At 62.4% G+C, this 25,557-nt stretch carries 23 protein-coding genes and 1 tRNA gene; 23 read left to right on the forward strand and 1 reads right to left on the reverse strand.

Going from position 1 to position 25,557, the window contains the following annotated elements:
- The 4 genes from KAZ48_02560 to KAZ48_02575 all read left to right on the forward strand — a co-directional run.
- A partial coding sequence (locus tag KAZ48_02560) for an SDR family oxidoreductase (protein ID MBP7971655.1) occupies positions 1-387 on the forward strand: 387 nt, incomplete at its 5' end.
- A gap of 4 nt (positions 388-391) precedes the next feature.
- Entirely contained in the window at positions 392-856 is a 465-nt protein-coding gene (locus KAZ48_02565; protein MBP7971656.1) for a MaoC family dehydratase N-terminal domain-containing protein, read from the forward strand.
- A complete protein-coding gene (locus KAZ48_02570) occupies positions 857-1,297 on the forward strand; it encodes a MaoC family dehydratase N-terminal domain-containing protein (protein ID MBP7971657.1) in 441 nt (146 codons plus the stop codon). It begins immediately after the preceding gene.
- A gap of 18 nt (positions 1,298-1,315) precedes the next feature.
- The gene (locus KAZ48_02575; GenBank protein ID MBP7971658.1) at positions 1,316-2,404 is read left to right on the forward strand and encodes a UDP-N-acetylmuramate dehydrogenase; all 1,089 of its coding nucleotides are present in this window, start codon (positions 1,316-1,318) and stop codon (positions 2,402-2,404) included.
- 55 nt (positions 2,405-2,459) lie between these two features.
- Here KAZ48_02575 and KAZ48_02580 read toward each other — a convergent pair whose 3' ends face one another.
- Positions 2,460-3,683, reverse strand: a complete 1,224-nt coding sequence (locus KAZ48_02580; GenBank protein ID MBP7971659.1) for a pyridoxal phosphate-dependent aminotransferase — start codon at positions 3,681-3,683, stop codon at positions 2,460-2,462.
- Positions 3,684-3,838: 155 nt separating this feature from the next.
- On the opposite strand from KAZ48_02580, the gene KAZ48_02585 reads away from it, so the two are divergent.
- From KAZ48_02585 to rplW, 19 genes are all read left to right on the forward strand, one after another.
- Positions 3,839-3,911: transfer RNA gene (locus KAZ48_02585), tRNA-Trp, on the forward strand.
- 55 nt (positions 3,912-3,966) lie between these two features.
- Positions 3,967-4,269 carry a preprotein translocase subunit SecE gene (secE, locus tag KAZ48_02590; GenBank protein MBP7971660.1) on the forward strand — a complete coding sequence of 101 codons (303 nt, stop codon included), beginning with the start codon at positions 3,967-3,969 and terminating at the stop codon, positions 4,267-4,269.
- Positions 4,270-4,506: 237 nt separating this feature from the next.
- Entirely contained in the window at positions 4,507-5,259 is a 753-nt protein-coding gene (gene nusG / locus KAZ48_02595) for a transcription termination/antitermination protein NusG (GenBank protein ID MBP7971661.1), read from the forward strand.
- A gap of 42 nt (positions 5,260-5,301) precedes the next feature.
- On the forward strand, positions 5,302-5,730 hold the full coding sequence (gene rplK, locus KAZ48_02600; GenBank protein ID MBP7971662.1) for a 50S ribosomal protein L11: 429 nt from the start codon (positions 5,302-5,304) through the stop codon (positions 5,728-5,730).
- Positions 5,731-5,885: 155 nt separating this feature from the next.
- Positions 5,886-6,599: a 50S ribosomal protein L1 gene (gene rplA / locus KAZ48_02605; protein ID MBP7971663.1), complete on the forward strand. Its 714-nt coding sequence runs from the start codon at positions 5,886-5,888 to the stop codon at positions 6,597-6,599.
- A 262-nt stretch (positions 6,600-6,861) separates the two neighbouring features.
- Complete coding sequence (gene rplJ / locus KAZ48_02610) at positions 6,862-7,521, forward strand: 50S ribosomal protein L10 (GenBank protein MBP7971664.1); 660 nt, start codon at positions 6,862-6,864, stop codon at positions 7,519-7,521.
- Between the two features lie 119 nt (positions 7,522-7,640).
- Positions 7,641-8,033: a 50S ribosomal protein L7/L12 gene (rplL, locus tag KAZ48_02615; protein MBP7971665.1), complete on the forward strand. Its 393-nt coding sequence runs from the start codon at positions 7,641-7,643 to the stop codon at positions 8,031-8,033.
- Positions 8,034-8,550: 517 nt separating this feature from the next.
- Entirely contained in the window at positions 8,551-12,021 is a 3,471-nt protein-coding gene (rpoB, locus tag KAZ48_02620; protein ID MBP7971666.1) for a DNA-directed RNA polymerase subunit beta, read from the forward strand.
- A gap of 3 nt (positions 12,022-12,024) precedes the next feature.
- Positions 12,025-15,906: a DNA-directed RNA polymerase subunit beta' gene (locus tag KAZ48_02625; protein MBP7971667.1), complete on the forward strand. Its 3,882-nt coding sequence runs from the start codon at positions 12,025-12,027 to the stop codon at positions 15,904-15,906.
- Between the two features lie 144 nt (positions 15,907-16,050).
- Complete coding sequence (locus KAZ48_02630) at positions 16,051-17,742, forward strand: amidohydrolase (GenBank protein MBP7971668.1); 1,692 nt, start codon at positions 16,051-16,053, stop codon at positions 17,740-17,742.
- 226 nt (positions 17,743-17,968) lie between these two features.
- Complete coding sequence (locus tag KAZ48_02635) at positions 17,969-18,559, forward strand: DUF4190 domain-containing protein (GenBank protein MBP7971669.1); 591 nt, start codon at positions 17,969-17,971, stop codon at positions 18,557-18,559.
- A 489-nt stretch (positions 18,560-19,048) separates the two neighbouring features.
- Positions 19,049-19,423: a 30S ribosomal protein S12 gene (gene rpsL, locus KAZ48_02640; GenBank protein MBP7971670.1), complete on the forward strand. Its 375-nt coding sequence runs from the start codon at positions 19,049-19,051 to the stop codon at positions 19,421-19,423.
- Between the two features lies 1 nt (position 19,424).
- Positions 19,425-19,895 (forward strand): 30S ribosomal protein S7, encoded by a 471-nt coding sequence (rpsG, locus tag KAZ48_02645; protein ID MBP7971671.1) that lies wholly within the window; start codon positions 19,425-19,427, stop codon positions 19,893-19,895.
- Between the two features lie 50 nt (positions 19,896-19,945).
- Positions 19,946-22,069 carry an elongation factor G gene (gene fusA, locus KAZ48_02650; GenBank protein MBP7971672.1) on the forward strand — a complete coding sequence of 708 codons (2,124 nt, stop codon included), beginning with the start codon at positions 19,946-19,948 and terminating at the stop codon, positions 22,067-22,069.
- A gap of 134 nt (positions 22,070-22,203) precedes the next feature.
- Positions 22,204-23,397 carry an elongation factor Tu gene (tuf, locus tag KAZ48_02655; protein MBP7971673.1) on the forward strand — a complete coding sequence of 398 codons (1,194 nt, stop codon included), beginning with the start codon at positions 22,204-22,206 and terminating at the stop codon, positions 23,395-23,397.
- Positions 23,398-23,594: 197 nt separating this feature from the next.
- Positions 23,595-23,903, forward strand: a complete 309-nt coding sequence (gene rpsJ, locus KAZ48_02660; GenBank protein MBP7971674.1) for a 30S ribosomal protein S10 — start codon at positions 23,595-23,597, stop codon at positions 23,901-23,903.
- A 22-nt stretch (positions 23,904-23,925) separates the two neighbouring features.
- Positions 23,926-24,576: a 50S ribosomal protein L3 gene (rplC, locus tag KAZ48_02665; protein MBP7971675.1), complete on the forward strand. Its 651-nt coding sequence runs from the start codon at positions 23,926-23,928 to the stop codon at positions 24,574-24,576.
- Positions 24,573-25,238 (forward strand): 50S ribosomal protein L4, encoded by a 666-nt coding sequence (gene rplD, locus KAZ48_02670; GenBank protein MBP7971676.1) that lies wholly within the window; start codon positions 24,573-24,575, stop codon positions 25,236-25,238. Before rplC ends, rplD begins: the two co-directional genes overlap by 4 nt.
- Positions 25,238-25,537 (forward strand): 50S ribosomal protein L23, encoded by a 300-nt coding sequence (rplW, locus tag KAZ48_02675; protein MBP7971677.1) that lies wholly within the window; start codon positions 25,238-25,240, stop codon positions 25,535-25,537. Before rplD ends, rplW begins: the two co-directional genes overlap by 1 nt.
- The last annotated feature ends 20 nt before the right edge of the window (positions 25,538-25,557 follow it).

Below are 25,557 nucleotides of genomic sequence, written 5' to 3' on the forward strand. Positions count from 1 at the left end.
GCTCCCGCCTACAACCGCAAGATCGTCTTCACGTCCAGTGTCGCGGCGTTGATGGGTAACCCCGGCCAGTTCAACTACACCGCCGCCAAGGGCGCCATCATCGCCGTCACCAAGACGCTCGCCCGCGAGCTTGGTGCATTCGGCATCAACGTCAACGCCGTCGCTCCCGGCTTTGTTGAGACCCGCCTGACGGCCGCCAAGGGCCCCGGCAATGAGCTCGGCATTCCCGAAGAAATGCGCCAGATGGCCAAGATGATGATCTCGCTCGGGCGTCTGGGAGTCCCTGAGGACATTGCCAACGTGACCGCCTTCCTGGCCTCGTCCGACTCGGACTTCATCTCCGGTGTGACCATCCCGGTCACCGGCGGCCAGATCGGCGGGATGTAGCCAGATGGCGTTGAACACGGACTTCATCGGGCGGACGTACCGAACGGATGCGGCCTACCTGGTCGGCCGGGAGAAGGTCAGGGAGTTCGCTGACGCGATCGGGGACAAGAATCCGCTCTACCACGACGTCGACGCCGCGAAGGCCGCCGGACATCCGGACCTGATCGCCCCACCGACGTTCCCGTTTGTGATCACGTTCAAGGCCATGGTCGGCGCGATCGGCGATCCGAGCCTCAACCTCGATTACGGGCGCGTGGTCCACGGCGAGGAGCACTTTGCCTACCAACGCCCTCTCTACGCCGGCGACGAGGTGATCGTCGAATCGACGATCGTGGACATCTCGGCGGTCGGGAAAAACGAGTTGCTAGCGCTACGCCAGGACGTCAAGACCGTCAAGGGCGAGTTGATTGTCTCCACCACGAATGTGACCGTCTCCCGCGGCACCGCACCTGAAACTTCGGAGGCCTAGATGAGCGCCACTATCGCAATCCCGTCGTTTGACGACGTCAGCGTCGGTGATGAGCTGCCCGCCCAGTCCTTCCCCATCCAGCGTTACAACTTGGTCATGTACGCGGGTGCGTCGGGAGACTTCAACCTGATCCACTGGAACGAACGCATCGCCACGATGGTCGGCCTGCCCAACGTCATCGCCCACGGCATGTTCACGATGGCCGAGGCTGCCCGAGTTCTGACCGACTTCGCGGGGGACCCGTCGCGGGTTGTTGAGTACGGGGTTCGCTTCACGCGTCCGGTAGTGGTCCCTGACGATGACAAAGGCGCGACCGTTGACGTCTCGGCTGTGATCACCGAGAAGCGTGAGGACGGCAACGTGGTTGTGGAACTGACCGCCCGCAGTGCCGATGTCGACGTGCTCGGCAAAGCGCGTGGCGTGATCCGCCTGCGCGACTGACCTCCTAGGGTTGAGAGCGTGGGTTCGTCCGGATCGCCGACCAATTCGGCCGCACAGGATCGAACCGACGTGGAGCATGACGTTCCACTGGCGGGGTTGACGACGCTGCGCGTTGGTGGCCCGGCTCGAACGTTCGTCGAGGTTGCGCACGACGACGAGTTGATCGCCATCACGGCCCAGGCAGATGCCGCTGGTGAGCCATTGCTGCTGCTGGCGGGCGGTAGCAACGTGGTCATCGGCGATGACGGATTCCCGGGGACCGTGGTGCGGATCTGCACCCGTGGTGTCGAGGTCACCCCCGACGACGATCACGTCCTGCTCACGGTTGCCGCGGGGGAGAGTTGGGACCGCCTCGTGGCCAGGGCGGCGAGCGACGGTTGGTCAGGGATCGAGGCGCTGTCGGGTATTCCCGGTTCTATCGGTGCGACCCCGATCCAGAACGTTGGCGCGTACGGTCACGAGGTGGCTGAGGTCATCACGGCTGTGACGGCCTACAACCGAACGACGGGCCGGGTTGAGGTTTTGGACCCGGCTGCCTGCGACTTCGGTTACCGCAGCAGTCGGTTCAAGTCCGAGCCTGGCAAGTGGGTCATCCTGCGCGTGACGTTCCGGCTGGAATCATCTCCGCTGTCGGCGCCGGTCAAGTACGTCGACCTGGCCGAGCGACTCGGAGCCCTACCGGGGGATCGGTTGCCCGGGATCAACGTTCGTCGCAAGGTCCTGGACATCCGGCGAACCAAAGGCATGGTGCTCGACATTGACGATCACGACACCTGGAGCGTCGGCTCCTTCTTCACCAATCCGTTGGTGTCTGGCGATCAGGCGCGTCGCCTGCCAGCCGAGGCGCCGCGCTGGCCAGCGGCCGATGGACGGGTCAAGGTCAGTGCAGCCTGGTTGATTGACAACTCCGGCTTCGGCCGCGGCTGGCCCAACGATCCCAAGGCCGTCGCCAGTCTGTCGACCAAACACACGCTGGCAATCACCAACCGAGGTCAGGCAACCGCGACCGATGTGTTGGAAGTGGCCACGGCCGTGCGCGCTGGCGTCCAGCGGATCATGGGCATCACGCTCGAGCCGGAACCGAACTTGGTGAACTGTTCGCTGTAGAACGACCGCGGGACGGCTGGGCCCATTGCGCCCCTAGCTGGCTCCGGTTCGGGAGTTACTGGGCCTCGCGCAGCAGCGCGCCCATCCGACCAACACCCTCGACCAGATCCTGGTCAGACAGTGCGTACGACAGCCGCAGATAGCCCGGGGTGCCAAACGCCTCGCCGGGCACGACCGCAACCTCAGCCTCATCGAGGATGACGGCCGCGAGTTCGGTGGAGTTGGCCGGCCGCTGGCCGCGGATCTCCTTGCCGATCAACTTCTTGACCGATGGGTACGCGTAGAACGCACCCTCCGGCGTCGGGCAGCTAACGCCCGGGATCTCGTTGAGCATCGCGACCATGATCTGGCGGCGGCGATCGAAGGCCTCGCGCATCATCTCCACGGCTGCCAGATCCCCGGAGACCGCAGCAAGTGCCGCGACCTGGGAGACGTTGGCAACGTTGGAGGTCGCGTGCGACTGCAGGTTGGTGGCCGCCTTGACGACGTCCTGCGGGCCGATCATCCAGCCCACCCGCCAGCCGGTCATGGCGTATGTCTTGGCGACCCCGTTGACGACGATGCAGCGGTCGGCCAGCTCGGGCACCTGCGTCACGATCGACGAGAACAACGCGTCGCCGTAGACCAGGTGTTCGTAGATTTCGTCAGTGATGACCCACAGGCCGTGGGAGTTGGCCCACTCACCGATCGCCGCGACCTGGTCGGGCGGGTAGACCGCGCCGGTCGGGTTCGACGGCGAGACGAACACCAGGACCTTGGTCCGGTCGGTCCGCTGCGCCTCGAGTTGTTCGATGGTGGCCAGGTAGCCGGTGGACTCGTCGGTCAGCACCGGCACCGGAACGCCGCCAGCCAACCGGATCGATTCGGGGTAAGTCGTCCAGTACGGAGCGGGCAGCAGCACCTCGTCACCGGGATCGAGGATGGTCGCGAACGCGCTGTAGAGCGCCTGCTTGCCCCCATTGGTGACCAGGACCTGGCTTGCGGAGACTTCGTAGTCTGAGTCTCGCTTGGTCTTGACTGCGATGGCCTCCTTCAGTGCGGGCAGACCGCCGGCCGGTGTGTACCGGTGCCATTTGGGATCACGGCACGCCTCGACGGCAGCCTCGACGATGTAGTCAGGGGTTGGGAAGTCCGGTTCACCCGCGCCGAAGCCGACGACAGGGCGCCCGGCCGCCTTGAGAGCTTTAGCCTTTGCGTCGACCGCCAACGTGGCAGATTCGGTGATGGATCCAATGCGCGCGGAGATGCGAGGGAAACTCATGGTTCCATCCTTACCCATATCGGTCCCGCTCACACCTGGCACGCACCCGGGATCGACCAAGAGGGTCCTGCTCGCGTAGACTGACGGCTTCTTGGTGGGATGCCACCTGGCGCAAGCCTGCTCACAGCCAAGTGCAGCTGGTAGACCCGTCAGGACCAAGTGCATGACGCCGGAGGGCTGTAGCTCAATTGGTAGAGTCCCGGTCTCCAAAACCGGTGGTTGCGAGTTCAAGTCCCGCCAGCCCTGCGTACAACCTGAAAGCCTGCAAGCTCGCACGACTGACTGTGTAGAGGAGGAATGCGTGACCGACGTTGACAACGTGCCCGATGACTCATCGGACAAGTCGCTGGCCAAGTCGTCGCGCGCGGTTGACAAGTCAACCGACAAAGGCAAGGACAAAAAGGCACCTCGCAAGAGCCTCTTCAGTCGAATTGCCCTCTTCTTCCGCCAGACGGTTGCCGAACTGCGCAAGGTCATCTGGCCGACCCGTAAAGAGTTGGTCAGCTACACCTGGGTCGTGCTGGTCTTCGTCCTCATCATGGGAACGATCATCGGCGTACTCGACTTCGTGTTTGCCAAGGGCGTTTTGGCGGTATTCGGTTAATGAGCCAGCACAGCAAGACTGCAATAGCGGTGCCCAATCCGACCAGCGAGGACTGACGTGTCCGACACAACACCATCCGAGGATCCCGGCTCACACGAGGCCGCCCCGGCACCCACCGAGGAACTTGAGTTCTCGGTCGACGCTTCCGGCGAAGCGACGGAACTGCCCGTGGAGGCTGCACCTGCCTCCGACGAGGAGCAGGAGTTTGTGGTCGACACCGCCGGTGAAGCGACCGAATTGCCTGCCGACGCCGCACCTGCGGTAGACGAATCGGAGGAGTTCGCGGTGGATTCCGCTGGTGACACCGTCGACGTGACTGAGGCCGTTGAGGTTGATTCCGATGGCGTGGTCGTCGAGTCCGACGATCAGGAGCAGGACCCGGTCGAGGCATTCCGCGACGCGATGAGTTCGGCACCGGGCGACTGGTACGTCATCCACTCCTACGCGGGCTACGAGAACAAGGTCAAGGCAAACATCGAGAGCCGCATCAAGACCCTCGACATGGATGACTACATCTTCCAGGTCGAGGTTCCGATCGAAGAGGTCGTCGAGATCAAGCAGGGTCAGCGCAAGAACATCAAGCGAAACAAGTTCCCCGGCTACGTGCTCGTCCGGATGGACCTGACTGATCCGAGCGTCGATGCGTGGGGAACGGTTCGTCACACCCCCGGTGTGACCGGCTTCGTGGGCCAGGCGCACGATCCAGTGCCGCTGACGTTGGACGAGGTCGTGCACATCTTGGCGCCCGAACCGGAAGAGCACCCTGCCGGAACCGAAGCGGCTCCAGGACAGGCCGCTTCCGAGGCACCGCAGACCGAGATCGACGTCTCGATCGGCGACTCCGTCACGGTGGTGGATGGACCCTTCGCAACGCTTCATGCGACCATTTCAGAAATCAATGTTGACGCCCAGAAGATCACTGGTCTTGTGGAGATCTTCGGCCGCGAGACTCCGGTCGAGCTCAGCTTCAATCAGATCCAGAAGAACTAGAAACCGATATCGCGCGCAAGCGCAAGAAGAGGACCGCACGTCATGGCACCAAAGAAGAAGAAGGTTGCTGGCCTGATCAAGCTGCAGATCCAGGCTGGCGCTGCTAACCCAGCGCCGCCCGTTGGTCCCGCGCTCGGCCAGCACGGCGTCAACATCATGGAGTTCTGCAAGGCCTACAACGCCGCGACCGAGTCGCAGCGCGGCCAGGTTATTCCGGTGGAGATCACGGTCTATGAGGATCGTTCCTTCACCTTCGTCACCAAGACCCCGCCCGCCGCCAAGCTGATTCTCAAGGCCGCTGGCGTCGACAAGGGTTCAGGCAATCCCCTCAAGTCCGTCGCCTCGATCACCAAGGCACAGGTCAAAGAGATCGCCGAGGGGAAGATGGTTGACCTCAACGCGAACGACGTCGATGCAGCGATGAAGATCATCGAGGGCACGGCTCGGTCAATGGGGATCACCGTCAAGTAATCAAGTGAAGGCGAAAGCCGAACTTGATTCTTGACAATGGACACCGTCAAGTAATCAAGTGAAGGCGAAAGCCGAACCACCGCACCACGTGGGAGAACCGTCCCGGTTCGCACCACAACCCGCCATATCCGGCGGACTGACCGAAGGGAAAGCGCATGAAGCGCAGCAAGGCATACAAGGCCGCTGAGCAACAGATCAACGCCGACGCTCTGTACGAGCCCACCGAGGCCTTCGCCTTGGTGAAGGAGACCGGCAGCAAGAAGTTCGATCCGACTGTCGAGGTCGCGATGCGTCTAGGTGTTGATCCCCGCAAGGCTGACCAAGCCGTCCGGGGCACGGTCAACCTGCCGCACGGCACCGGCAAGACCAAGCGCGTACTCGTCTTCGCCACCGGCGACAAGGCTGAGGCTGCGACCGCGGCTGGCGCCGACTACGTCGGATCGGATGACTTGATCGAAAAGGTCAAGGGCGGCTGGATCGATTTCGACGCCGTTGTTGCGGCACCTGAGCTCATGGGCAAGGTCGGTCAACTCGGCAAGGTCCTTGGCCCTCGCGGTCTCATGCCGAACCCTCGTACCGGCACCGTTACCCCAAACGTCGCCAAGGCCGTGGACGAGATCAAGGGCGGCAAGATCGCGTTCCGCGTCGACAAGCACGCCAACCTGCAGTTCGTCGTTGGCAAGGCATCGTTTGACCACCAGCAACTGCTGGAGAACTACGCCGCAGCCCTCGATGAGGTGCTTCGCCTCAAGCCATCGAGTGCCAAGGGCACCTACCTTAAGAAGGTCGTCGTATCGACCTCGATGGGCCCGGGCATCCCCGTCGACCCCAGCGTTACCCGGGTCGGCACCGCTACGAAGTCCTCCTAGGACTGCTTAGCCCCGAGACACCTAGTCGCGGTACGCGGCGTCACTGGCGCGGTGTACCCTGATCGGGAACCAAAGACCGCCGGTCTGTCTGAGGGTCTGCGACGCAGGCATCAAGACAGCGAAGGTCCGCAAGGACGCCCGCGCAGGTAAGCAACGGTAAGTGTTCGGCTCAGCCGGTCACTGATTGAAGCCCGTAGCGCTCCTGCGCTGCGGGCTTTCTGCGTGGAACGGGCGATCATCACCTGCATGAAGAAGGAGAACCATGGCGAGGCCAGACAAGGCAACTGCGGTTGCCGAGATAGCTGAGCGGTTCAAGACTTCGTCGGCCACTGTTCTGACCGAGTACCGCGGCCTGTCGGTTGCGCAACTCAAGGAGTTGCGTCGCACGTTGGGCGACGAAGCTTCCTACGCGGTCGTCAAGAACACGCTTGCCAAGCTTGCCGCTAAAGACGCCGGGGTCGAAGGCCTCGACGATTACTTCGTAGGACCGAGCGCCCTGGCCTTCGTCGATGGCGACATTGTCGCTGCGGCGAAGGGCATCAAGGCGTTCGCGAAGGCCAATCCAGCCCTGGTGGTCAAAGCTGGTTACATGGATGGTTCGGTCGTTTCGGCCGAGGACATCTCCAAGCTCGCTGACCTTGAGTCGCGCGAGGTCCTGCTGGCCAAGTTGGCCGGCGCCATGAATGCGTCGCTACAGCAGGCGGTTTCGCTGTTTGCCGCGCCGCTGTCACAGGCCGCTCGTGCGGTCGAAGCGTTGCGGGCCAAGGTCGAGGCGGAGGGTCCTGCCCAGGTCACCGCCGAGGCACCGGAAGCAGCCGAAGAGCCAGCAGCGGGCGTTGAAGCTGCCGACGAGTCGGCCCCAGAAGAAGCCACTGCCGAGCCCGCCGCGGAGCAGGAACCAGCCGCCGAGGCTGCTGAGTAACACCTACGTAAGAGCCCTACCAACACACAACCAGGCCTGAGCTCGCTGCACACGCAAGTGAGTCGAGGCAAACAAACCTCCGGTTCAGCTGAACCGGAACCGACGAAGGGAACGCCGACATGGCGAAGCTGTCCACCGAGGAATTGCTCGACACATTCAAGGAAATGACCCTCATCGAGCTCTCTGAGTTCGTCAAGCAGTTCGAAGAGGTCTTCAACGTCACCGCAGCGGCTCCAGTTGCCGTTGCAGCCGCTGGCGCACCCGCCGCCGGTGGTGGCGACGCTGCCGCCGCCGAGGAGCAGGACGAGTTCGACGTCGTCCTCGAAGAGGTTGGCGCCAAGAAGATCCAGGTCATCAAAGAGGTCCGCGCGCTCACCAGCCTGGGACTCGGCGAGGCCAAGGCACTCGTTGAGAGCGCACCCAAGGCCGTGCTGGAGAAGGCCAACAAGGCCGATGCAGACAAGGCCAAGGAGGCCCTTGAGGCCGCCGGCGCGACGGTCACCGTTAAGTAGTTAAGTAGTCGACCGAGCGCAAGCGAGGGACAACTACTTAACCGTCAGACACCCGTTAAGTAGTCGACCGAGCGAAAGAACAGGAAGGCCCGCCACAGAATCTGTGGCGGGCCTTCCTGTTCTTACGGCGTCACAGGACGCACGCGTGCGTCAGTCGTCATCCACATGCAGTACCGCGGTGCTTGACCTGACCACCGCAACCGGGGAGGATCGCTGGGAGTTGATCGGTTGGCACCGGAAGCGGGTAGGAGAGCCGCCAGCGGGGCACGACTGTGAGTCGCCTCACAGTCGTGCCTTCCTACAGCCACCTGGTATTGGCGTGCGCCCGCCCGTGAGTTACTGTGTTGTATTGCGCTGCCCGTCATCTCGTCGCATCAGTTCAACAACCGTGAGTTCAGAAGTCCCTTCGAAGCCGTCACCTTTGAAGCGAGACGTGGAACCTCGGGGGAACCAGAAGCTTGACACCGTGTGATTGGCGTGCGCTCAATCAGCCGAATTGCGAGCAGCCCGGAAGGACCTGTCGTTGGCCGCCCTGCGCACTCCCGTTAGTCCTGCACCACCCATCTCACCTCGTGTGACCTTCGCAAAGATTCGTGAGCCCCTTGAGGTTCCTGATCTGCTGGCGTTGCAAACCGCGTCGTTCGACACCTTGTTAGGCAATGAGTCGTGGCAAGCGCGCGTCCAGGCCGCAGTCGATCGCGGTGATCTCGACATCCCCAAGAAGTCCGGTCTTGAGGAGATCTTCGAAGAGATCAGCCCCATCGAGGACTTCAACGGCACCATGTCGTTGTCATTCCGCGATCATCGCTTCGAGCCACCCAAGTACACGGTCGAGCAGTGCCGTGACAAGGACTTCACCTACTCGGCGCCGCTGTTCGTGACCGCCGAGTTCATGAACAACGAGACTGGCGAGATCAAGTCCCAGACCGTATTCATGGGTGATTTCCCGCTCATGACCGACAAGGGAACCTTCATCATCAACGGCACCGAGCGCGTCGTTGTTTCCCAGCTTGTTCGCTCACCGGGCGTGTACTTCGAGTCGAACCTGGACAAGGTTTCCGACAAAGACATCTTCACCGCCAAGGTGATTCCGAGCCGCGGCGCATGGCTTGAGTTCGAGGTTGACAAGAAGGACATGGTTGCTGTCCGCGTCGACCGGAAGCGCAAGCAACCGGTCACCGTGTTGCTGAAGGCCCTCGGTATGACCACTGAGGAGATCGTCGAGCGCTTCGGCCAGTACGAGTCGATGCGCGCCACGATGGAGAAGGACAGCATCGAAGGCGAAGACGCTGCGTTGCTCGACATCTATCGCAAGCTGCGTCCAGGCGAACCGCCTACGGTCGACGCCGCGCGCACGCTGTTGAACAACTACTACTTCAACCCGAAGCGCTACGACCTCGCCAAGGTTGGTCGCTACAAGATCAACAAGAAGCTCGGTCAAGATGCCGAGCTCGGCGAGAACGTGCTCTCCGTGGAAGACATTGTTGCCGCGATCGAGTACATCGTTCGCTTGCACGCTGGTGAGACCGAGATGGAAGCACCTCGGGGCACTGTGCGCGTCGAGACCGACGACATCGACCACTTCGGCAACCGTCGCCTGCGTACCGTTGGTGAACTCATCCAGAATCAGATCCGCACGGGTCTTTCCCGGATGGAGCGCGTTGTTCGCGAGCGGATGACGACTCAGGACGTTGAGGCCATCACGCCGCAGACCCTGATCAACATTCGCCCCGTCGTCGCGTCGTTGAAGGAGTTCTTCGGAACCTCTCAGCTGTCGCAGTTCATGGACCAGACCAACCCACTGGCAGGACTGACGCACAAGCGTCGTATGTCCGCGCTCGGCCCGGGTGGACTCTCCCGGGAGCGGGCTGGCTTCGAGGTGCGCGACGTGCACCCGTCGCACTACGGCCGCATGTGCCCGATCGAAACCCCGGAAGGCCCGAACATTGGCCTGATCGGTTCGCTGTCGACGTTCGCACGGGTCAACCCGTTCGGCTTCGTCGAGACGCCCTACCGAAAGGTGACCGATGGTCGGGTCACGGACAAGATTGACTACCTGACCGCTGATGAGGAAGACCTCCACGTCATCGCCCAGGCGAATGCCCCGATCGAGAATGACGGCACCTTCAAGGAAGAGCGTGTGCTTGTCCGTCGTAAGGGTGGCGAGGTCGACTACATCCACCCGCAGGACGTGGACTACATGGATGTTTCGCCCCGCCAGATGGTGTCGGTCGCAACGGCCATGATCCCGTTCCTGGAGCACGACGACGCCAACCGTGCGCTCATGGGCTCCAACATGCAGCGCCAGTCGGTGCCGTTGATCCGATCCGATGCGCCATATGTCGGAACCGGCATGGAGTACCGCGCAGCGGTCGATGCCGGCGACGTCATCGTTGCCCAGCAAGGTGGCCGCGTGACGGAGGTGAGCGCCGACACGATCGACGTTCGCAACGAGGATGGAACGGACCAGACCTACCGGGTTCGCAAGTTCCGACGTTCCAACCAGGGCACCTGCTTCAACCAGCGTCCGTTGGTCAACGAGGGTCAGAACATCGTTTCCGGCCAGGTCATCGCCGACGGTCCGTGTACCGACGGTGCCGACATGGCACTCGGCACGAACCTGCTCGTGGCATTCATGCCGTGGGAGGGCCACAACTACGAAGACGCCATCATCTTGAGCCAGCGTTTGGTGCAAGATGACGTGCTCTCCTCCATTCACATCGAGGAGCACGAGGTTGATGCCCGCGACACCAAGCTCGGACCCGAGGAAATCACTCGGGACATCCCGAACGTGTCCGAAGAGGTGCTCGGGGATCTCGACGACCGCGGCATCATCCGCATTGGCGCCGAAGTCACCACCGGCGACATCCTGGTCGGCAAGGTCACGCCCAAGGGCGAGACTGAACTGACTCCGGAGGAGCGTCTGTTGCGCGCGATCTTCGGCGAGAAGTCACGCGAAGTTCGTGACACCTCGCTCAAGGTTCCCCACGGCGAGGCTGGCGTCGTGATCGGCGTCCGGGTCTTCGATCGGGACGAGGGCGATGAGTTGCCACCTGGCGTCAACCGCCTGGTGCGCGTTCACGTTGCCCAGAAGCGCAAGATCAACGTGGGAGACAAGCTCGCTGGTCGTCACGGGAACAAGGGCGTCATCTCGAAGGTGCTGCCGGTGGAGGACATGCCATTCCTCGCCGACGGCACGCCGGTCGATGTTGTCCTCAACCCACTCGGCGTTCCCGGCCGGATGAACGTCGGTCAGGTACTCGAGACCCACCTCGGCTGGGTCGCCAGCCAAGGCTGGCAGGTCGAGGGCAACCCCGACTGGGCAGCCGGATTGAGTGAGGAAGCGCGCTCGGCGCCCAAGGGCACCCGGGTAGCGACTCCGGTGTTCGACGGTGCCCGCGAGGAGGAGATCACTGGTCTGCTGGGGTCAACCCCCAAGACCTCCGATGGTCTGACCCTCGTTGGCGGAGACGGCAAAGCGAACCTGATGGACGGTCGCTCCGGCGAGCCGTTCCCAGCGCCGGTCTCGGTCGGATACCTCTACGTGCTCAAGTTGCACCACTTGGTCGACGACAAGATCCACGCACGGTCGACCGGCCCGTACTCGATGATCACCCAGCAGCCGTTGGGTGGTAAGGCGCAGTTCGGTGGACAGCGCTTCGGTGAGATGGAGGTGTGGGCACTTGAGGCCTATGGCGCCTCCTACGCGCTGCAGGAACTGCTCACCATCAAGTCCGATGACGTGCTCGGCCGCGTGAAGGTATACGAGGCGATCGTCAAGGGCGAGAACATCCCTGAACCCGGTATTCCGGAGTCCTTCAAGGTGTTGATCAAAGAAATGCAGTCGTTGTGTCTGAACGTCGAGGTGTTGGCCAGTGACGGCCAAGCCATCGAGTTGAAGGACTCTGACGATGACGTCTTCCGAGCGGCAGAAGAACTGGGCATTGACCTGTCCCGCCGCGAGCCCAGCAGTGTTGAGGAGGTCTGATCCATGCTTGACGTGAACTTCTTCGACGAGCTTCGCATCGGCTTGGCCACGGCGGAAAACATCCGCAATTGGTCACATGGTGAGGTTAAGAAGCCAGAGACGATCAACTATCGAACCCTCAAGCCGGAAAAGGATGGCTTGTTCTGCGAGAAGATCTTCGGACCGACTCGCGACTGGGAGTGCTACTGCGGCAAGTACAAGCGCGTGCGCTTCAAGGGCATCATCTGTGAGCGCTGTGGCGTTGAGGTCACCCGTGCCAAGGTGCGACGTGAGCGGATGGGCCACATTGAGCTCGCTGCGCCCGTCACCCACATTTGGTACTTCAAGGGTGTTCCGAGCCGACTCGGCTACTTGCTCGACCTGGCACCGAAGGACCTCGAGAAGGTCATCTACTTCGCTGCCTACATGATCACCGAGGTCGACGAGGAGGCTCGTCATCGCGACCTGCCAAGCCTCGAGGCCAAGATTGAGGTCGAGAAGAAGCAGGTCGCCGACAAGCGCGATGAGGACATCAACAAGCGGCAGATCAAGCTGGAAGAGGATCTCGGTGTACTCGAGGCCGAGGGCGCCAAGGCCGACGCCAAGCGCAAGGTCAGAGAGCCCGCCGAGCGCGAGATGAACGGCATGCGCCGTCGCGCCGAAGCCAAGCTGACCGCCCTCGATGACGTCTTCAACCGTTTCCGCACGCTCAAGGTCCAGGACCTTGAGGGCAACGAGATGCTCTACCGCGAGATGCGCGATCGCTACGGTCGCTACTTCAAGGGTGGGATGGGCGCAGCCGCGATCCAGCGACGCCTGGAAACCTTCGACCTCGATGCTGAGTCCGAAAAGCTCAAGGAGATCGTCGCTACCGGTAAGGGTCAGAAGAAGACCCGGGCGCTCAAGCGCCTCAAGGTCGTCAACGCCTTCCTGTCCACGACCAACTCGCCGATGGGCATGGTGCTCGATTGCGTGCCGGTCATTCCGCCGGACTTGCGCCCGATGGTGCAACTCGACGGTGGACGGTTCGCAACCTCGGATCTCAACGACCTTTACCGTCGGGTGATCAACCGGAACAACCGCCTCAAGCGACTGCTCGACCTGGGTGCGCCGGAGATCATCGTCAACAACGAGAAGCGGATGCTGCAAGAAGCAGTGGATGCCTTGTTCGACAACGGTCGCCGTGGTCGGCCCGTTACCGGACCGGGCAACCGCCCGCTCAAGTCGCTATCCGACATGCTCAAGGGCAAGCAGGGACGTTTCCGTCAGAACCTGCTCGGCAAGCGCGTTGACTACTCGGGTCGTTCGGTCATCGTCGTCGGGCCGCAGCTCAAGTTGCATCAATGTGGACTGCCCAAGCAGATGGCGTTGGAACTGTTCAAGCCCTTCGTCATGAAGCGCTTGGTCGACCTCAACCACGCGCAGAACATCAAGAGCGCCAAGCGGATGGTCGAGCGTTCGCGCCCGGTCGTCTGGGATGTCCTGGAAGAGGTCATCGCCGAGCACCCGGTACTGCTTAACCGCGCACCGACACTGCACCGGCTTGGCATTCAGGCGTTCGAGCCACAACTGATCGAAGGCAAGGCCATTCAGATTCACCCACTCGTCTGCACCGCATTCAACGCGGACTTCGACGGTGACCAGATGGCCGTCCACTTGCCGCTGTCGGCTGAAGCGCAGGCCGAGGCCCGCATCCTGATGCTGTCGGCAAACAACATCCTGTCGCCAGCCAACGGTCGTCCCATCACCACGCCGACCCAGGACATGGTGCTCGGCATCTACTTCCTGACGGGTCAGGAAGAGGGCTTGGCCGGCGAAGGTCGGGCGTTCTCCTCGGTTGCCGAGGCATTGATGGCTGCCGATGCAGGTCAACTGTCGCTGCGGTCGCCCATCAGGTTGCGACTCACCGGCGACTCGACTCCGCCAGCTGGTTACGACGCACCAGCGGGCTGGGAGCCGGGCAAGGCGTTCCTGCTGGAGACCACGCTTGGTCGCGCGCTGTTCAACGACGCGATGCCTGCTGGGTACCCGTTCGTGAACTACGAGGTGGACAAGAAGAAGCTCGGCGCTCTGGTGAACGACTTGGCGGAGAAAGAGCCCAAGGTTCAGGTTGCCGCCACGCTGGATGCGCTCAAGGAGCTCGGATTCCACTGGGCCACCCGCTCGGGTGTGACGATCTCGATCTCCGACGTGGTGACTCCGCCGATCAAGGCGAAGTTGCTGCTGGAGGCCGATGCGCGTGACGAGAAGGTTCAGAAGAAGTACGAGCGCGGTCTCATCACTGAGGTCGAGCGACGTCAGGACCTGATCGACATCTGGACCCGTGCCACCGACGAGGTTGCCGCCGCGATGAACGAGAACTTCCCGAAGACCAACCCGGTCTTCATGATGGTGGATTCCGGTGCTCGCGGAAACATGATGCAGGTGCGTCAGATTGCCGGTATGCGCGGTCTGGTGGCCAACCCGAAGGGCGAGATCATCCCCCGTCCGATCAAGTCCAACTTCCGTGAAGGTCTGTCCGTGCTGGAGTACTTCATCTCCACTCACGGCGCGCGTAAGGGCCTGGCGGATACTGCGCTGCGAACGGCAGACTCCGGGTACCTCACCCGTCGTCTGGTCGACGTCTCGCAGGACGTGATCGTGCGCGAGGAGGACTGCGGAACCGATCGTGGCCTGCCCGCCATCATCGGTGTCAAAGACGCCGATGGCACGGTTCGAGTCATCGACAACGTCGACACTTCGGCGGCCTCGCGCCTGATGGCAGAGGACATCGAGGTTGATGGCACCGTCATCGCCTCTCGTAGCGACGAGCTCACGCTCGCGCTGATCGACACTCTGGTGGCGGCTGGAATCGAGTCTGTGAAGGCTCGTTCGGTGCTGGTCTGCGAGAGCAAGGTCGGTGCTTGCCAGGCTTGCTACGGCCGTTCATTGGCGACGGGCAAGCTTGTCGACATCGGCGAGGCAATCGGCATCGTCGCCGCGCAGTCGATCGGTGAGCCGGGCACGCAGTTGACTATGCGTACGTTCCACACCGGAGGCGTCGCAGGCGACGACATCACCCACGGTCTGCCTCGCGTGGTTGAACTCTTCGAGGCGCGCACCCCCAAGGGTGTCGCTCCGATCACCGAGTTCGCCGGCACGGTCACGATCGATGACTCCGACAAGACCCGCAAGGTCATCGTCACCCCCGACGGCGACGGCGAAGAGATGGCTTACCCCGTCTCCAAGCGTTCGCGCCTGCTGGTGGAAGACGGCGGCCGGGTGGACGTGGGCGACAAGCTCATCGTCGGTGCTGAGGATCCCAAGCAGGTTCTGCGGATTCTCGGTCCCCGCGCGGTTCAACTTCACTTGGTTGATCAGGTGCAGCAGGTGTATCGCTCGCAGGGCGTGTCGATCCACGACAAGCACATCGAGGTCATCGTTCGCCAGATGCTCAAGCGCATCACGATCATCGATTCCGGGGATGCGAACTTCCTCACCGGTGAACTCGTCGAGTCGGCGATCTTCCAGGATCGCAACCGGCGGGTGCTCCAAGAGGGCGGCAAGCCTGCCTCGGGTCGGCCGGAGCTCATGGGTATCACCAAGGCGTCTCTGGCAACCGAGTCGTGGCTGTCCGCGGCTTCGTTCCAGGAGACGACCCGCGTGCTCACCGATGCCGCCATCCACGCCAAGAGCGATCCACTGCTCGGGCTCAAGGAGAACGTGATCATCGGCAAGCTGATCCCAGCGGGCACCGGCCTGAGCCGTTACCGCAACGTCAAGGTCGAGCCCACCGAGGAAGCCAAGCAGGCGATGTACGCGCAGTTGACGGCGTACGACGACCTGGACTACGGCTCCTTCGGTCCTGCCCAGGGCCCAGCTGTTCCGCTGGAGGAGTTCGATTTCGGTGGTTCCGACTACCGCTAGTCACAACTGATCCGTCAAGAGGCGGTGACCGCGACCACTACAGGTGGGCGTCGGTCACCGCCTCTCGGCATTCCGGGTGCCTCCAGTCGGCAAGCGAGGGTGATTTCCCCTAGCGTTTCGCCAGACGTTCGACAAGGGAGGGCCATGGCGGATCAAGTTGAAACCAGCGACGATAGGCACCTGACGGTCTACCTCGCAAAGAAGATCCTGACAATGGAAAAGGATCTTCCCGAAGCAACTGCGGTCGGGGTCATCGACGGGCGAATCGCGGGAGTCGGTTCGCTCGACGACCTCAAGCCGTGGATGGATCAGTACCCGCACACCGTCGACCGCAGCCTTGCCGACAAGTTCCTCATGCCAGGCTTCATCGATCCCCACGTGCACCCATTCATCCCGGCCGTGCTCACGCAGATGCCGTTCATCGCACCCGACACCTGGCACCTACCAACGGGTGACTTCCCTGGCGTGATCGGTCACGACGAGTACGTCGCGAAGGTTCGCGAACTCCTGAGCGCACACGACGCGTCACAGGTGCCCTTCTTCACGTGGGGCTTTCACGAGATGTTCCATGGTCGGGTGGACCGCGAGGTCATCGATGAGGAGATCTCACGCGACCAACCTGTTTTCATCTGGCACCGCTCCTTCCACGACATCATCACCAACTCAGCGGGACTCAAGCTCTTGGGAATGACGTCCAGCGATGACATCCCCGAACTCGCCCGCGACGGTGTCGACCTGGCGACCGGCAAGTTCTCCGAAAGCGGGCTGTCGGCGATCTTTCCCAAAATCCAGCCCTACTTCTTCAGCGCGGAGCGGCTTACCGCCGGGTTCGGTGCCTTCGCCCAGATGGTGCATCGTGGTGGCGTCACGATGGTCGCGGACATGGGGACCGGAATCATGGCACCGATGGGTGTGGAGGCAGCCGCGATCAGGATGGCCTTCGAGCGCGACGGTGTGCCATTCCGCACCCAACTGACCCCAATAGAGACGAGCTTCGCCAGCGAAGGTCAAACTCCGGATCAGGCGCTGAGCGCCGTCCGCGAGGAGATCGACAAAGGCGGCTACCGCGTCTTCATGGCCGAGCACTTCAAACTCATGGTCGACGGTGCGTTCTTCAGTCAGGGCTTCCAGTTGTGCGAGCCGGGTTATGTCGATGGTCACGAGGGGGCGTGGGTACTGCCGCCAGAGACAACGACGAGCTTCGCGCAGGCATTCTGGAAGGCCGGATTCACTTTGCACGCGCACTGCAACGGCGATGGCGGCGCCCAGTACACCCTGGGGCTGCTCAATCAACTCCTCGACGACCACCCGCGGTTTGATCACCGGTTCGCCTTCGAGCACTTCGGCTATTCGACCGAGGAGCAAAATCGTCGGCTGGCGGATCTCGGCGCCGTCGTCTCCGGTCAGCCCTGGTACATCCACATGCTCGGCGACAAGTACGCGGAGTCCGGCATGGGCGTCGACCGCGCCCACCAGATGTGTCGTTTCGGCTCAATCGTCGACAAGGGAGTCCCACTGGCGCTGCATTCCGATTGCACGATGGCGCCGTTGGAACCACTGCGGCTGGCGTGGGCAGCAGGTACGCGTCAGACGGTTGGGGGAAACGTCATCGGCGAATCGCAGCGGTTGAGCCTCGATGCGGCACTGCGAGCCATCACCATCGAAGCCGCCTGGGTACTGCGAGCCGAGGATTCGGTCGGCACGATTCGCACCGGAAAGCGCGCTGACTTTGTGGTGCTCGAGGCCGACCCGTATGAGGTAGGCCTCGAGGGCCTGCCAGACATCGAGATTTGGGGAACCGTCTTCGCTGGCGAACTGACGCCGATCCAGCGCTAAGACTCCCCGGGTTGCCATCCGTCGCCTTACCCCCTCGCGACTTTGCTACCGCAACACGCCGCGCGCCCGACCGTTTCCATGCCCGCAGCGGCGTGTTGCGGTAGCAAAGTGGGAGGAGGGGTTCTCGGTACGGCGGCTGACGCGCCGTCGCCGTACCTCGTGCGTTTGACCCTGACACTGCGCGACTGACAGACTCGCGCCAGACCTACCAACGCTTGGAGGATTGGTGTCCGATCAGCAACCACCGCAACCGCCGCCGCCCGATTCAGACGGCGGTGACTCCGGTCAGCCACCCGTCCCGCCAATGCCGCCAGCAGGGCCACCCCAGCAGCCGCAGCCGCCGCAGTACGGGCAACCGCCACAGCAGCCCCCGACGCAGCCGCAGCAACCACCGACATACGGCCAGCAACCTGGCGGGTTCCAGCCGCCGCCACCTGTGGGTGGCGCGCCCGCGCCACAGGGCAGCTATGCCTACAACCCCGGATACGGCGGGGGAGTGCCGCAGGTGCCGATGCCGCAGACGAACAACAACGCCATTGTTGGGTTTGTGCTTGCCCTGGTGGCATGGTTCGTTTGCCCAATCGTCGCTGCGATCGTCGCCTTGGTGTTCGCCAGCAAGGGTGGCAAAGAGATCGCGGCCAGCAACGGGTGGCAGACCGGCGCTGGCTTTGTCACCGCCGCGAAGATCATTGCTTGGATCAACATCGTGGTGTTCATCCTGTTGGGCATCGTCTACGCGATCATCATCATTGTTGTGATCGCCAATCCTGACGTTGTCCCGACGCCGACATCGTCGTTCTCCTTCCCGACCGCCTAGCGGATCGCCCGCCGGGTTACCCGGGTGGCAGGAAGGCACGGCAGATCGACACAACCGGGCCGAGGCAGGCAGCGCGCCAACCGCAATGACGGGCTGGTTGTGAGGCGACGGCTGCCACCGTGCGTCGGTTACGTCACAATGGACCTATTACGCAGGGACCGGCTTTGACCTGCCCCAAGTGCGTCAGGTACCGTAGTGATTCGTGCCTGGGACACCTCGGGCACCCGCTGGTTCACGAAGTAGCCATAGGGGCAAGTTCCCACTTGGGCAGCGTCGGAGTGATAACTCCGCGAAGTGCTTGGGGAACGTACCCGATGAGCTGGTGACGTAGCGGTTTCGGCCCCACAAGTCGAACGGTCGGTTCACGACTGCTGCCCATCTGGGCAGTGGACGCGACACGCCCGAGCGCGGGGGTCGGAGCTCCGGGGTGAATCTGCATGACGAGAACGACCAAGACAACCATCAAACCCTCGCACGTACGGAGACTCGGTGCCCACGATCCAACAGTTGGTCCGCAAGGGCCGGCAGGACAAGGTCTCGAAGAACAAGACCCCTGCGCTTAAGGGAAGCCCCCAGCGACGTGGGGTCTGCACGCGCGTGTACACAACCACGCCCAAGAAGCCGAACTCGGCACTGCGCAAGGTCGCTCGTGTGCGCCTTAGCAGCGGCATCGAGGTCACGGCATACATCCCGGGCGTCGGACACAACCTGCAGGAGCACTCGATCGTTCTCGTGCGCGGTGGTCGCGTCAAGGACCTCCCCGGCGTTCGGTACAAGGTTGTTCGCGGTGCCCTCGACACCCAGGGCGTCAAGAATCGCAAGCAGGCTCGCAGCCGCTACGGAGCAAAGAAGGAGAAGGGCTGACATGCCTCGCAAAGGCCCCGCACCCAAGCGCCCGATCATTGTCGATCCGGTCTACGCATCCCCGCTGGTTACCCAGCTGGTGAACAAGGTTCTGCTCGACGGCAAGAAGTCGACCGCTGAAGACATCGTTTACGGCGCACTCGAAGGCTGCCGCGAGAAGACCGGCACCGACCCGGTCCTCACCCTCAAGCGCGCGCTGGACAACATCAAGCCAACCCTTGAGGTTCGCAGCCGTCGCGTTGGTGGCGCCACCTACCAGGTGCCCGTTGAGGTCAAGCCAGCCCGCAGCACCACGCTGTCACTTCGCTGGTTGATCGGTTACTCCCGCGCCCGTCGCGAGAAGACGATGACCGAGCGACTGATGAACGAGATTCTGGATGCCAGCAACGGTTTAGGTGCCAGCGTCAAGAAGCGCGAAGACACCCACAAGATGGCCGAAGCCAACAAGGCGTTCGCCCACTACCGCTGGTAATTCAGCCCCTACACATTCACTCACCCATAGAAAAGACGCAGGAGAACCTCGTGGCAACCGGAACCGCAACCGACCTCGCCAAGGTCCGCAACATCGGGATCATGGCGCATATCGACGCGGGCAAAACCACCACCACCGAGCGCATCCTGTTCTACACCGGCATCAACTACAAGATCGGTGAAGTTCACGAGGGTGCGGCCACCATGGACTGGATGGAGCAGGAGCAGGAGCGTGGCATCACGATTACGTCCGCTGCCACCACCTGTCACTGGAACGACCACCAGATCAACATCATCGACACCCCCGGCCACGTCGACTTCACCGTCGAGGTTGAGCGGTCGCTGCGCGTACTTGACGGAGCGGTGGCCGTTTTTGACGGCGTTGCCGGTGTCGAGCCGCAATCCGAGACGGTCTGGCGCCAAGCGGATCGTTACAGCGTCCCGCGCATGTGCTTCATCAACAAGCTCGATCGCACCGGCGCCAACTTCTACATGTGCGTCGACATGATCATCGATCGTCTGGGCGCAACTCCGCTGGTTCTGCAGATCCCCATCGGATCTGAAGCTGAACTTCGCGGAGTTGTTGATTTAGTACAGATGAAGGCCCTCGTGTGGCCAGAAGACACCAAGTTGGGTGAGGAGTACTCCGTCGAGGAGATTCCCGCAAACCTGGCCGATGACGCAGCGCAGTGGCGCGAGAAGCTGATCGAGACCATCTCCGAGAATGACGACGAGATGATGGAGAAGTTCCTCGAGGCCGAGGAGCCCACTGTCGCTGAACTGAAGGCTGCGATCCGTCGCGCCACCATCGCCAGCACCATCACCCCCGTCCTCACCGGCTCAGCGTTCAAGAACAAGGGCGTTCAGCCCATGCTCGACGCGGTCGTGGACTACCTGCCCTCACCGCTGGACATCGAGGCCATCAAGGGCCACAAGCCCGGCGACGAGTCCGTCGAGATCGACCGGCAGCCGGACTCCAAGGAGCCGTTCGCAGCGTTGGCATTCAAGATCGCTGCTGACCCGCACTTGGGCAAGCTGACCTACATCCGCCTGTACTCGGGCACGCTGACGGCTGGATCGTCGGTGCTCAACAGCGTCAAGGGTCGCAAGGAGCGCATCGGCAAGATCTACCGAATGCACGCGAACAAGCGCGAAGAGATCGACTCGGTCGGTGCCGGCGAAATCGTTGCAGTGATGGGTCTGAAGGACACCACCACTGGCGAGACCCTCTGCGACCCTAGTAACCAGGTGGTGCTGGAGTCCATGACCTTCCCAGCTCCCGTCATTTCGGTGGCAATCGAGCCGAAGACCAAGAGCGACCAGGACAAACTGGCGACCGCCATTCAGCGCCTGTCTGACGAGGATCCAACCTTCCGCGTTCACTCCGACGAGGAGACCGGCCAGACCATCATCGAGGGTATGGGCGAGTTGCACCTTGAGGTACTCGTCGACCGGATGCGTCGGGAGTTCAACGTCGAGGCCAACGTCGGTAAGCCACAGGTCGCCTACCGCGAGACCCTGACCAAAGCCGTCGACAAGGTCGAATACACGCACAAGAAGCAGACCGGTGGTTCGGGTCAGTTCGGCCGCGTCATCATTGCGATCGCGCCAAACACCCCGACCGGCGAGGACGACGACGATCGTTCAGAGACCGGCTACGAGTTCGTCAACAAGGTCACCGGTGGGCGCATCCCCCGCGAGTACATCCCGTCGATCGATGCCGGTTGCCAGGACGCGATGGAGAACGGCGTTCTCGCTGGCTTCCCGATGGTCGACGTCAAGGTTACGCTGCTCGACGGCGCCTACCACGACGTTGACTCCTCCGAGATGGCGTTCAAGATCGCTGGCTCGATGGCGTTCAAGGAAGGCGCCCGTCGCGCCGGACCGGCGCTTCTTGAGCCGATGATGGCAGTCGAAGTCTTCACCCCCGATGCCTTCATGGGTGACGTCATCGGCGACCTCAACTCACGCCGCGGCCAGATCCAAGCGATGGACGAGCGCAGCGGCGCCCGTGTCGTGCGGGCACTGGTTCCGCTTTCAGAAATGTTCGGCTACGTGGGCGATCTGCGCAGCCGCACCCAAGGTCGCGCTAGCTACTCAATGCAGTTCGATAGCTATGCGCAAGTTCCAAACAACGTAGCCGAAGAAATCATCGCGAAGTCGCGCGGCGAATGAGTGAAGTTGCAACACCCCGCCCAGAGCGGACATAAGGCCAGCAAGACTGGGAACAACAACTAAACCACCAGACCGGCCCACTCCCCGACGGAGTGGGGCAGCACCGGATAAGACAAGAAACTTAGGAGGCCCCCGTGGCGAAGGCGAAGTTCGAGCGGACTAAGCCGCACGTCAACATCGGCACCATTGGTCACATTGACCATGGAAAGACGACGCTCACAGCGGCGATCACCAAGGTGCTGCACGACAAGTACCCCGAGCTGAACGAGGCTTCGGCCTTCGATCAGATCGATAAGGCGCCAGAAGAGCGTCAGCGCGGTATCACCATCTCGATCGCGCACGTCGAGTACCAGACCGAGCAGCGTCACTACGCACACGTCGACTGCCCGGGTCACGCCGACTACATCAAGAACATGATCACCGGTGCTGCGCAGATGGACGGCGCGATCCTGGTTGTGGCAGCGACCGATGGTCCGATGCCGCAGACCAAGGAGCACGTCATCCTGGCTCGCCAGGTCGGTGTGCCCTCGATCGTGGTTGCGCTCAACAAGTGCGACATGGTCGACGACGAAGAGATCCTTGAGCTCGTCGAGCTTGAGGTTCGCGAGCTCCTCAGCTCCTACGAGTTCCCCGGCGACGACGTCCCCGTGGTTCGCGTGGCAGCCTTCCCGGCGCTCAGTGGCGACGAGAAGTGGGGCGAGTCGGTCCTCGAGCTCATGAACGCGGTCGACGAGTACATCCCGACCCCCGAGCGCGACGTCGACAAGCCGTTCCTGATGCCCGTTGAGGATGTGTTCACGATCACCGGTCGCGGCACCGTCGTCACCGGCCGTATCGAGCGTGGCATCGTCAAGGTCAACGAGGAAGTCGAGCTCGTTGGTATCCGCGAGGGTTCCTCCAAGACCACCGTCACCGGCATCGAGATGTTCCGCAAGCTGCTCGACGAGGGTCAGGCCGGCGAAAACGTCGGACTTCTCCTTCGCGGCACCAAGCGTGAAGATGTCGAGCGCGGCATGGTCATCGTCAAGCCCGGCACCACGACTCCCCACACGGAGTTCGAGGCGCAGGCTTACATCCTGTCCAAGGACGAAGGCGGCCGTCACACGCCGTTCTTCAACAACTATCGTCCTCAGTTCTACTTCCGCACCACTGACGTGACCGGCGTCGTGACCCTCCCCGAGGGCACCGAGATGGTCATGCCAGGCGACAACACCGAGATGAGCGTTCAGCTCATCCAGCCAGTCGCCATGGAAGACGGACTGAAGTTCGCAATTCGTGAGGGTGGCCGCACCGTCGGCGCCGGTCGCGTTACGAAGATCACTAAGTAGTAGGGCGCGGACTGGATCCGACGCTGCCGCCTCCTGCGGCAGCGTCGGCCCAGCCCCCGCTTGGGGAGCACGGAGAAAGACGAAGCAAGACAAAGCAATAAACGGAAAGACCAAGGGTTCGGTTTGCTGGACCCGCGGGCACGACCAGGAACAGACCAACAGCACAGTGCACGATCTACAGTGAGGAACACGCGGCCATGGCGGGACAGAAGATCCGCATCAGGCTTAAGGCCTACGACCACGAGGTCATCGACAACTCGGCGAAGAAGATCGTCGAGACGGTGACGCGTACCGGTGCCCAGGTGGCCGGTCCTGTGCCGCTGCCGACGGAAAAGAACGTGTACTGCGTCATTCGTTCGCCGCACAAGTACAAGGACAGCCGCGAGCACTTCGAGATGCGCACTCACAAACGACTCATCGACATCCTTGATCCGACGCCCAAGACGGTGGACTCGCTTATGCGACTTGACCTGCCAGCTGGTGTCGACATCGAGATCAAGCTTTAGACCAAGGGCGGACACGACAATCATGAGTAAGAACGTGAAGGGTGTGCTGGGCGAGAAGCTCGGTATGACCCAGGTGTGGGACGACGCGAACCGCGTCATTCCTGTCACCGTGGTCAAAGCCGGTCCCTGCGTCGTTACGCAGGTTCGCTCACCCCAGACAGACGGCTACTCGGCCGTGCAAATTGGTTTCGGCACCATCGAGGCGCGCAAGGTCAACAAGCCCGATGCCGGCCACTTCGCTAAAGCTGGCGTCGCACCGCGTCGCCACCTGATCGAGTTGCGCACCGACGATGCTTCCGAGTACACACTCGGCCAGGAGATTGGCCCGGACATTTTCGAGGCCGGCCAAGAGGTCGACGTCACCGGAACCACCAAGGGCAAGGGCTACTCCGGCGTTATGAAGCGCCACGGCTTCCACGGCGTCGGCGCCTCTCACGGTGCTCACCGCAACCACCGCAAGCCCGGTTCGATTGGTGCCTGCGCCACCCCAGGCCGAGTCTTCAAGGGCATGCGTATGGCTGGTCGCGGCGGAAATGCCCGTCAGACCGTACAAAACCTGAAGGTCTACGCAGTCGACGCCGACAAGGGCCTACTGCTGATCAAGGGCGCGATCCCTGGTCCCAAGGGCTCAGTCGTGCTGATCCGCAACGCTGTCAAAGGAGCCGCATCATGAGCGCCGTGACAATCCATAAGCCCGGCGGAGGAACCGACGGCACAGCGGAACTTCCCGACGCGATCTTCGATGTCGAGGCCAACATCCCGTTGATGCACCAGGTAGTGGTTGCCCAACTCGCAGCCGCAAGACAGGGAACGCACAGCACCAAGACCCGCGCAGAGGTGCGCGGTGGTGGTGTCAAGCCTTACAAGCAGAAGGGCACCGGCCGCGCCCGTCAGGGCTCGATCCGGGCCCCACAGTTCGTCGGTGGTGGCATCGTGCACGGCCCAACCCCGCGTGACTACAGCCAGCGCACCCCCAAGAAGATGAAGGCCGCCGCCCTGCGCGGGGCCTTGTCCGATCGGGCCCGCGAGGATCGCATTCACGTCGCGAGCGCTTTCGTCACAGCCGATGCACCCTCGACCAAGGTGGCCGTGGAGACCCTGCGTGGCTTCTGCGAGCGACCCAAGGTTCTCGTCGTCGCATTGTCCGACGACAAGGTCAGCATCAAGTCGCTGCGCAACGCTGCCGACGTGCACGTCCTCACGCCAGAACAACTCAACACCTACGACGTGCTCATCAGCGACGACGTGGTCTTCACCACCGATGCGCTTGAGGCGTTCATCACGCGTGCAACCGCATCGCTGAGCAAGCGCGCCATCACCGAGGAGGCGTCCTGATGCGTATCGCAGATCCGCGTGACGTGCTGCTGGGACCCGTTGTCTCTGAGAAGAGCTACGGGCTGCTGGACGAGAACAAGTACACGTTCCTGGTTCACCCCGATGCCAACAAGACCCAGATCAAGATTGCGGTCGAGCAGACCTTTGGTGTCCACGTCACTGGCGTGAACACCAATAACCGTTCCGGCAAGCGCGTGCGCACTCGCGCGGGCTACGGGAGCCGCCCCAACACCAAACGAGCGATTGTCTCCGTCAAAGAAGGCGACCGCATCGACATCTTCGGAGGTCCGGTCGCCTGACCGGACTGACATAGGACACG

It is taken from the genome of Candidatus Nanopelagicales bacterium (assembly GCA_018003655.1).
Taxonomy (GTDB): Bacteria; Actinomycetota; Actinomycetes; order S36-B12; family UBA10799; genus JAGNDY01.

What these genes read in the sequence shown, in the direction of transcription:
- KAZ48_02570 (MBP7971657.1), top strand. Translation starts at nt 857, where the DNA reads ATGAGCGCCACTATCGCAATCCCGTCGTTTGACGACGTCAGCGTCGGT.
- rplW (MBP7971677.1), top strand. Translation starts at nt 25,238, where the DNA reads ATGCGTATCGCAGATCCGCGTGACGTGCTGCTGGGACCCGTTGTCTCT.
- KAZ48_02630 (MBP7971668.1), top strand. Translation starts at nt 16,051, where the DNA reads ATGGCGGATCAAGTTGAAACCAGCGACGATAGGCACCTGACGGTCTAC.
- KAZ48_02580 (MBP7971659.1), bottom strand. Translation starts at nt 3,683, where the DNA reads ATGGGTAAGGATGGAACCATGAGTTTCCCTCGCATCTCCGCGCGCATT.
- KAZ48_02625 (MBP7971667.1), top strand. Translation starts at nt 12,025, where the DNA reads ATGCTTGACGTGAACTTCTTCGACGAGCTTCGCATCGGCTTGGCCACG.
- rplC (MBP7971675.1), top strand. Translation starts at nt 23,926, where the DNA reads ATGAGTAAGAACGTGAAGGGTGTGCTGGGCGAGAAGCTCGGTATGACC.
- rplK (MBP7971662.1), top strand. Translation starts at nt 5,302, where the DNA reads ATGGCACCAAAGAAGAAGAAGGTTGCTGGCCTGATCAAGCTGCAGATC.
- KAZ48_02565 (MBP7971656.1), top strand. Translation starts at nt 392, where the DNA reads ATGGCGTTGAACACGGACTTCATCGGGCGGACGTACCGAACGGATGCG.
- rplD (MBP7971676.1), top strand. Translation starts at nt 24,573, where the DNA reads ATGAGCGCCGTGACAATCCATAAGCCCGGCGGAGGAACCGACGGCACA.
- rpsG (MBP7971671.1), top strand. Translation starts at nt 19,425, where the DNA reads ATGCCTCGCAAAGGCCCCGCACCCAAGCGCCCGATCATTGTCGATCCG.
- rplA (MBP7971663.1), top strand. Translation starts at nt 5,886, where the DNA reads ATGAAGCGCAGCAAGGCATACAAGGCCGCTGAGCAACAGATCAACGCC.
- rplL (MBP7971665.1), top strand. Translation starts at nt 7,641, where the DNA reads ATGGCGAAGCTGTCCACCGAGGAATTGCTCGACACATTCAAGGAAATG.
- rplJ (MBP7971664.1), top strand. Translation starts at nt 6,862, where the DNA reads ATGGCGAGGCCAGACAAGGCAACTGCGGTTGCCGAGATAGCTGAGCGG.
- rpsJ (MBP7971674.1), top strand. Translation starts at nt 23,595, where the DNA reads ATGGCGGGACAGAAGATCCGCATCAGGCTTAAGGCCTACGACCACGAG.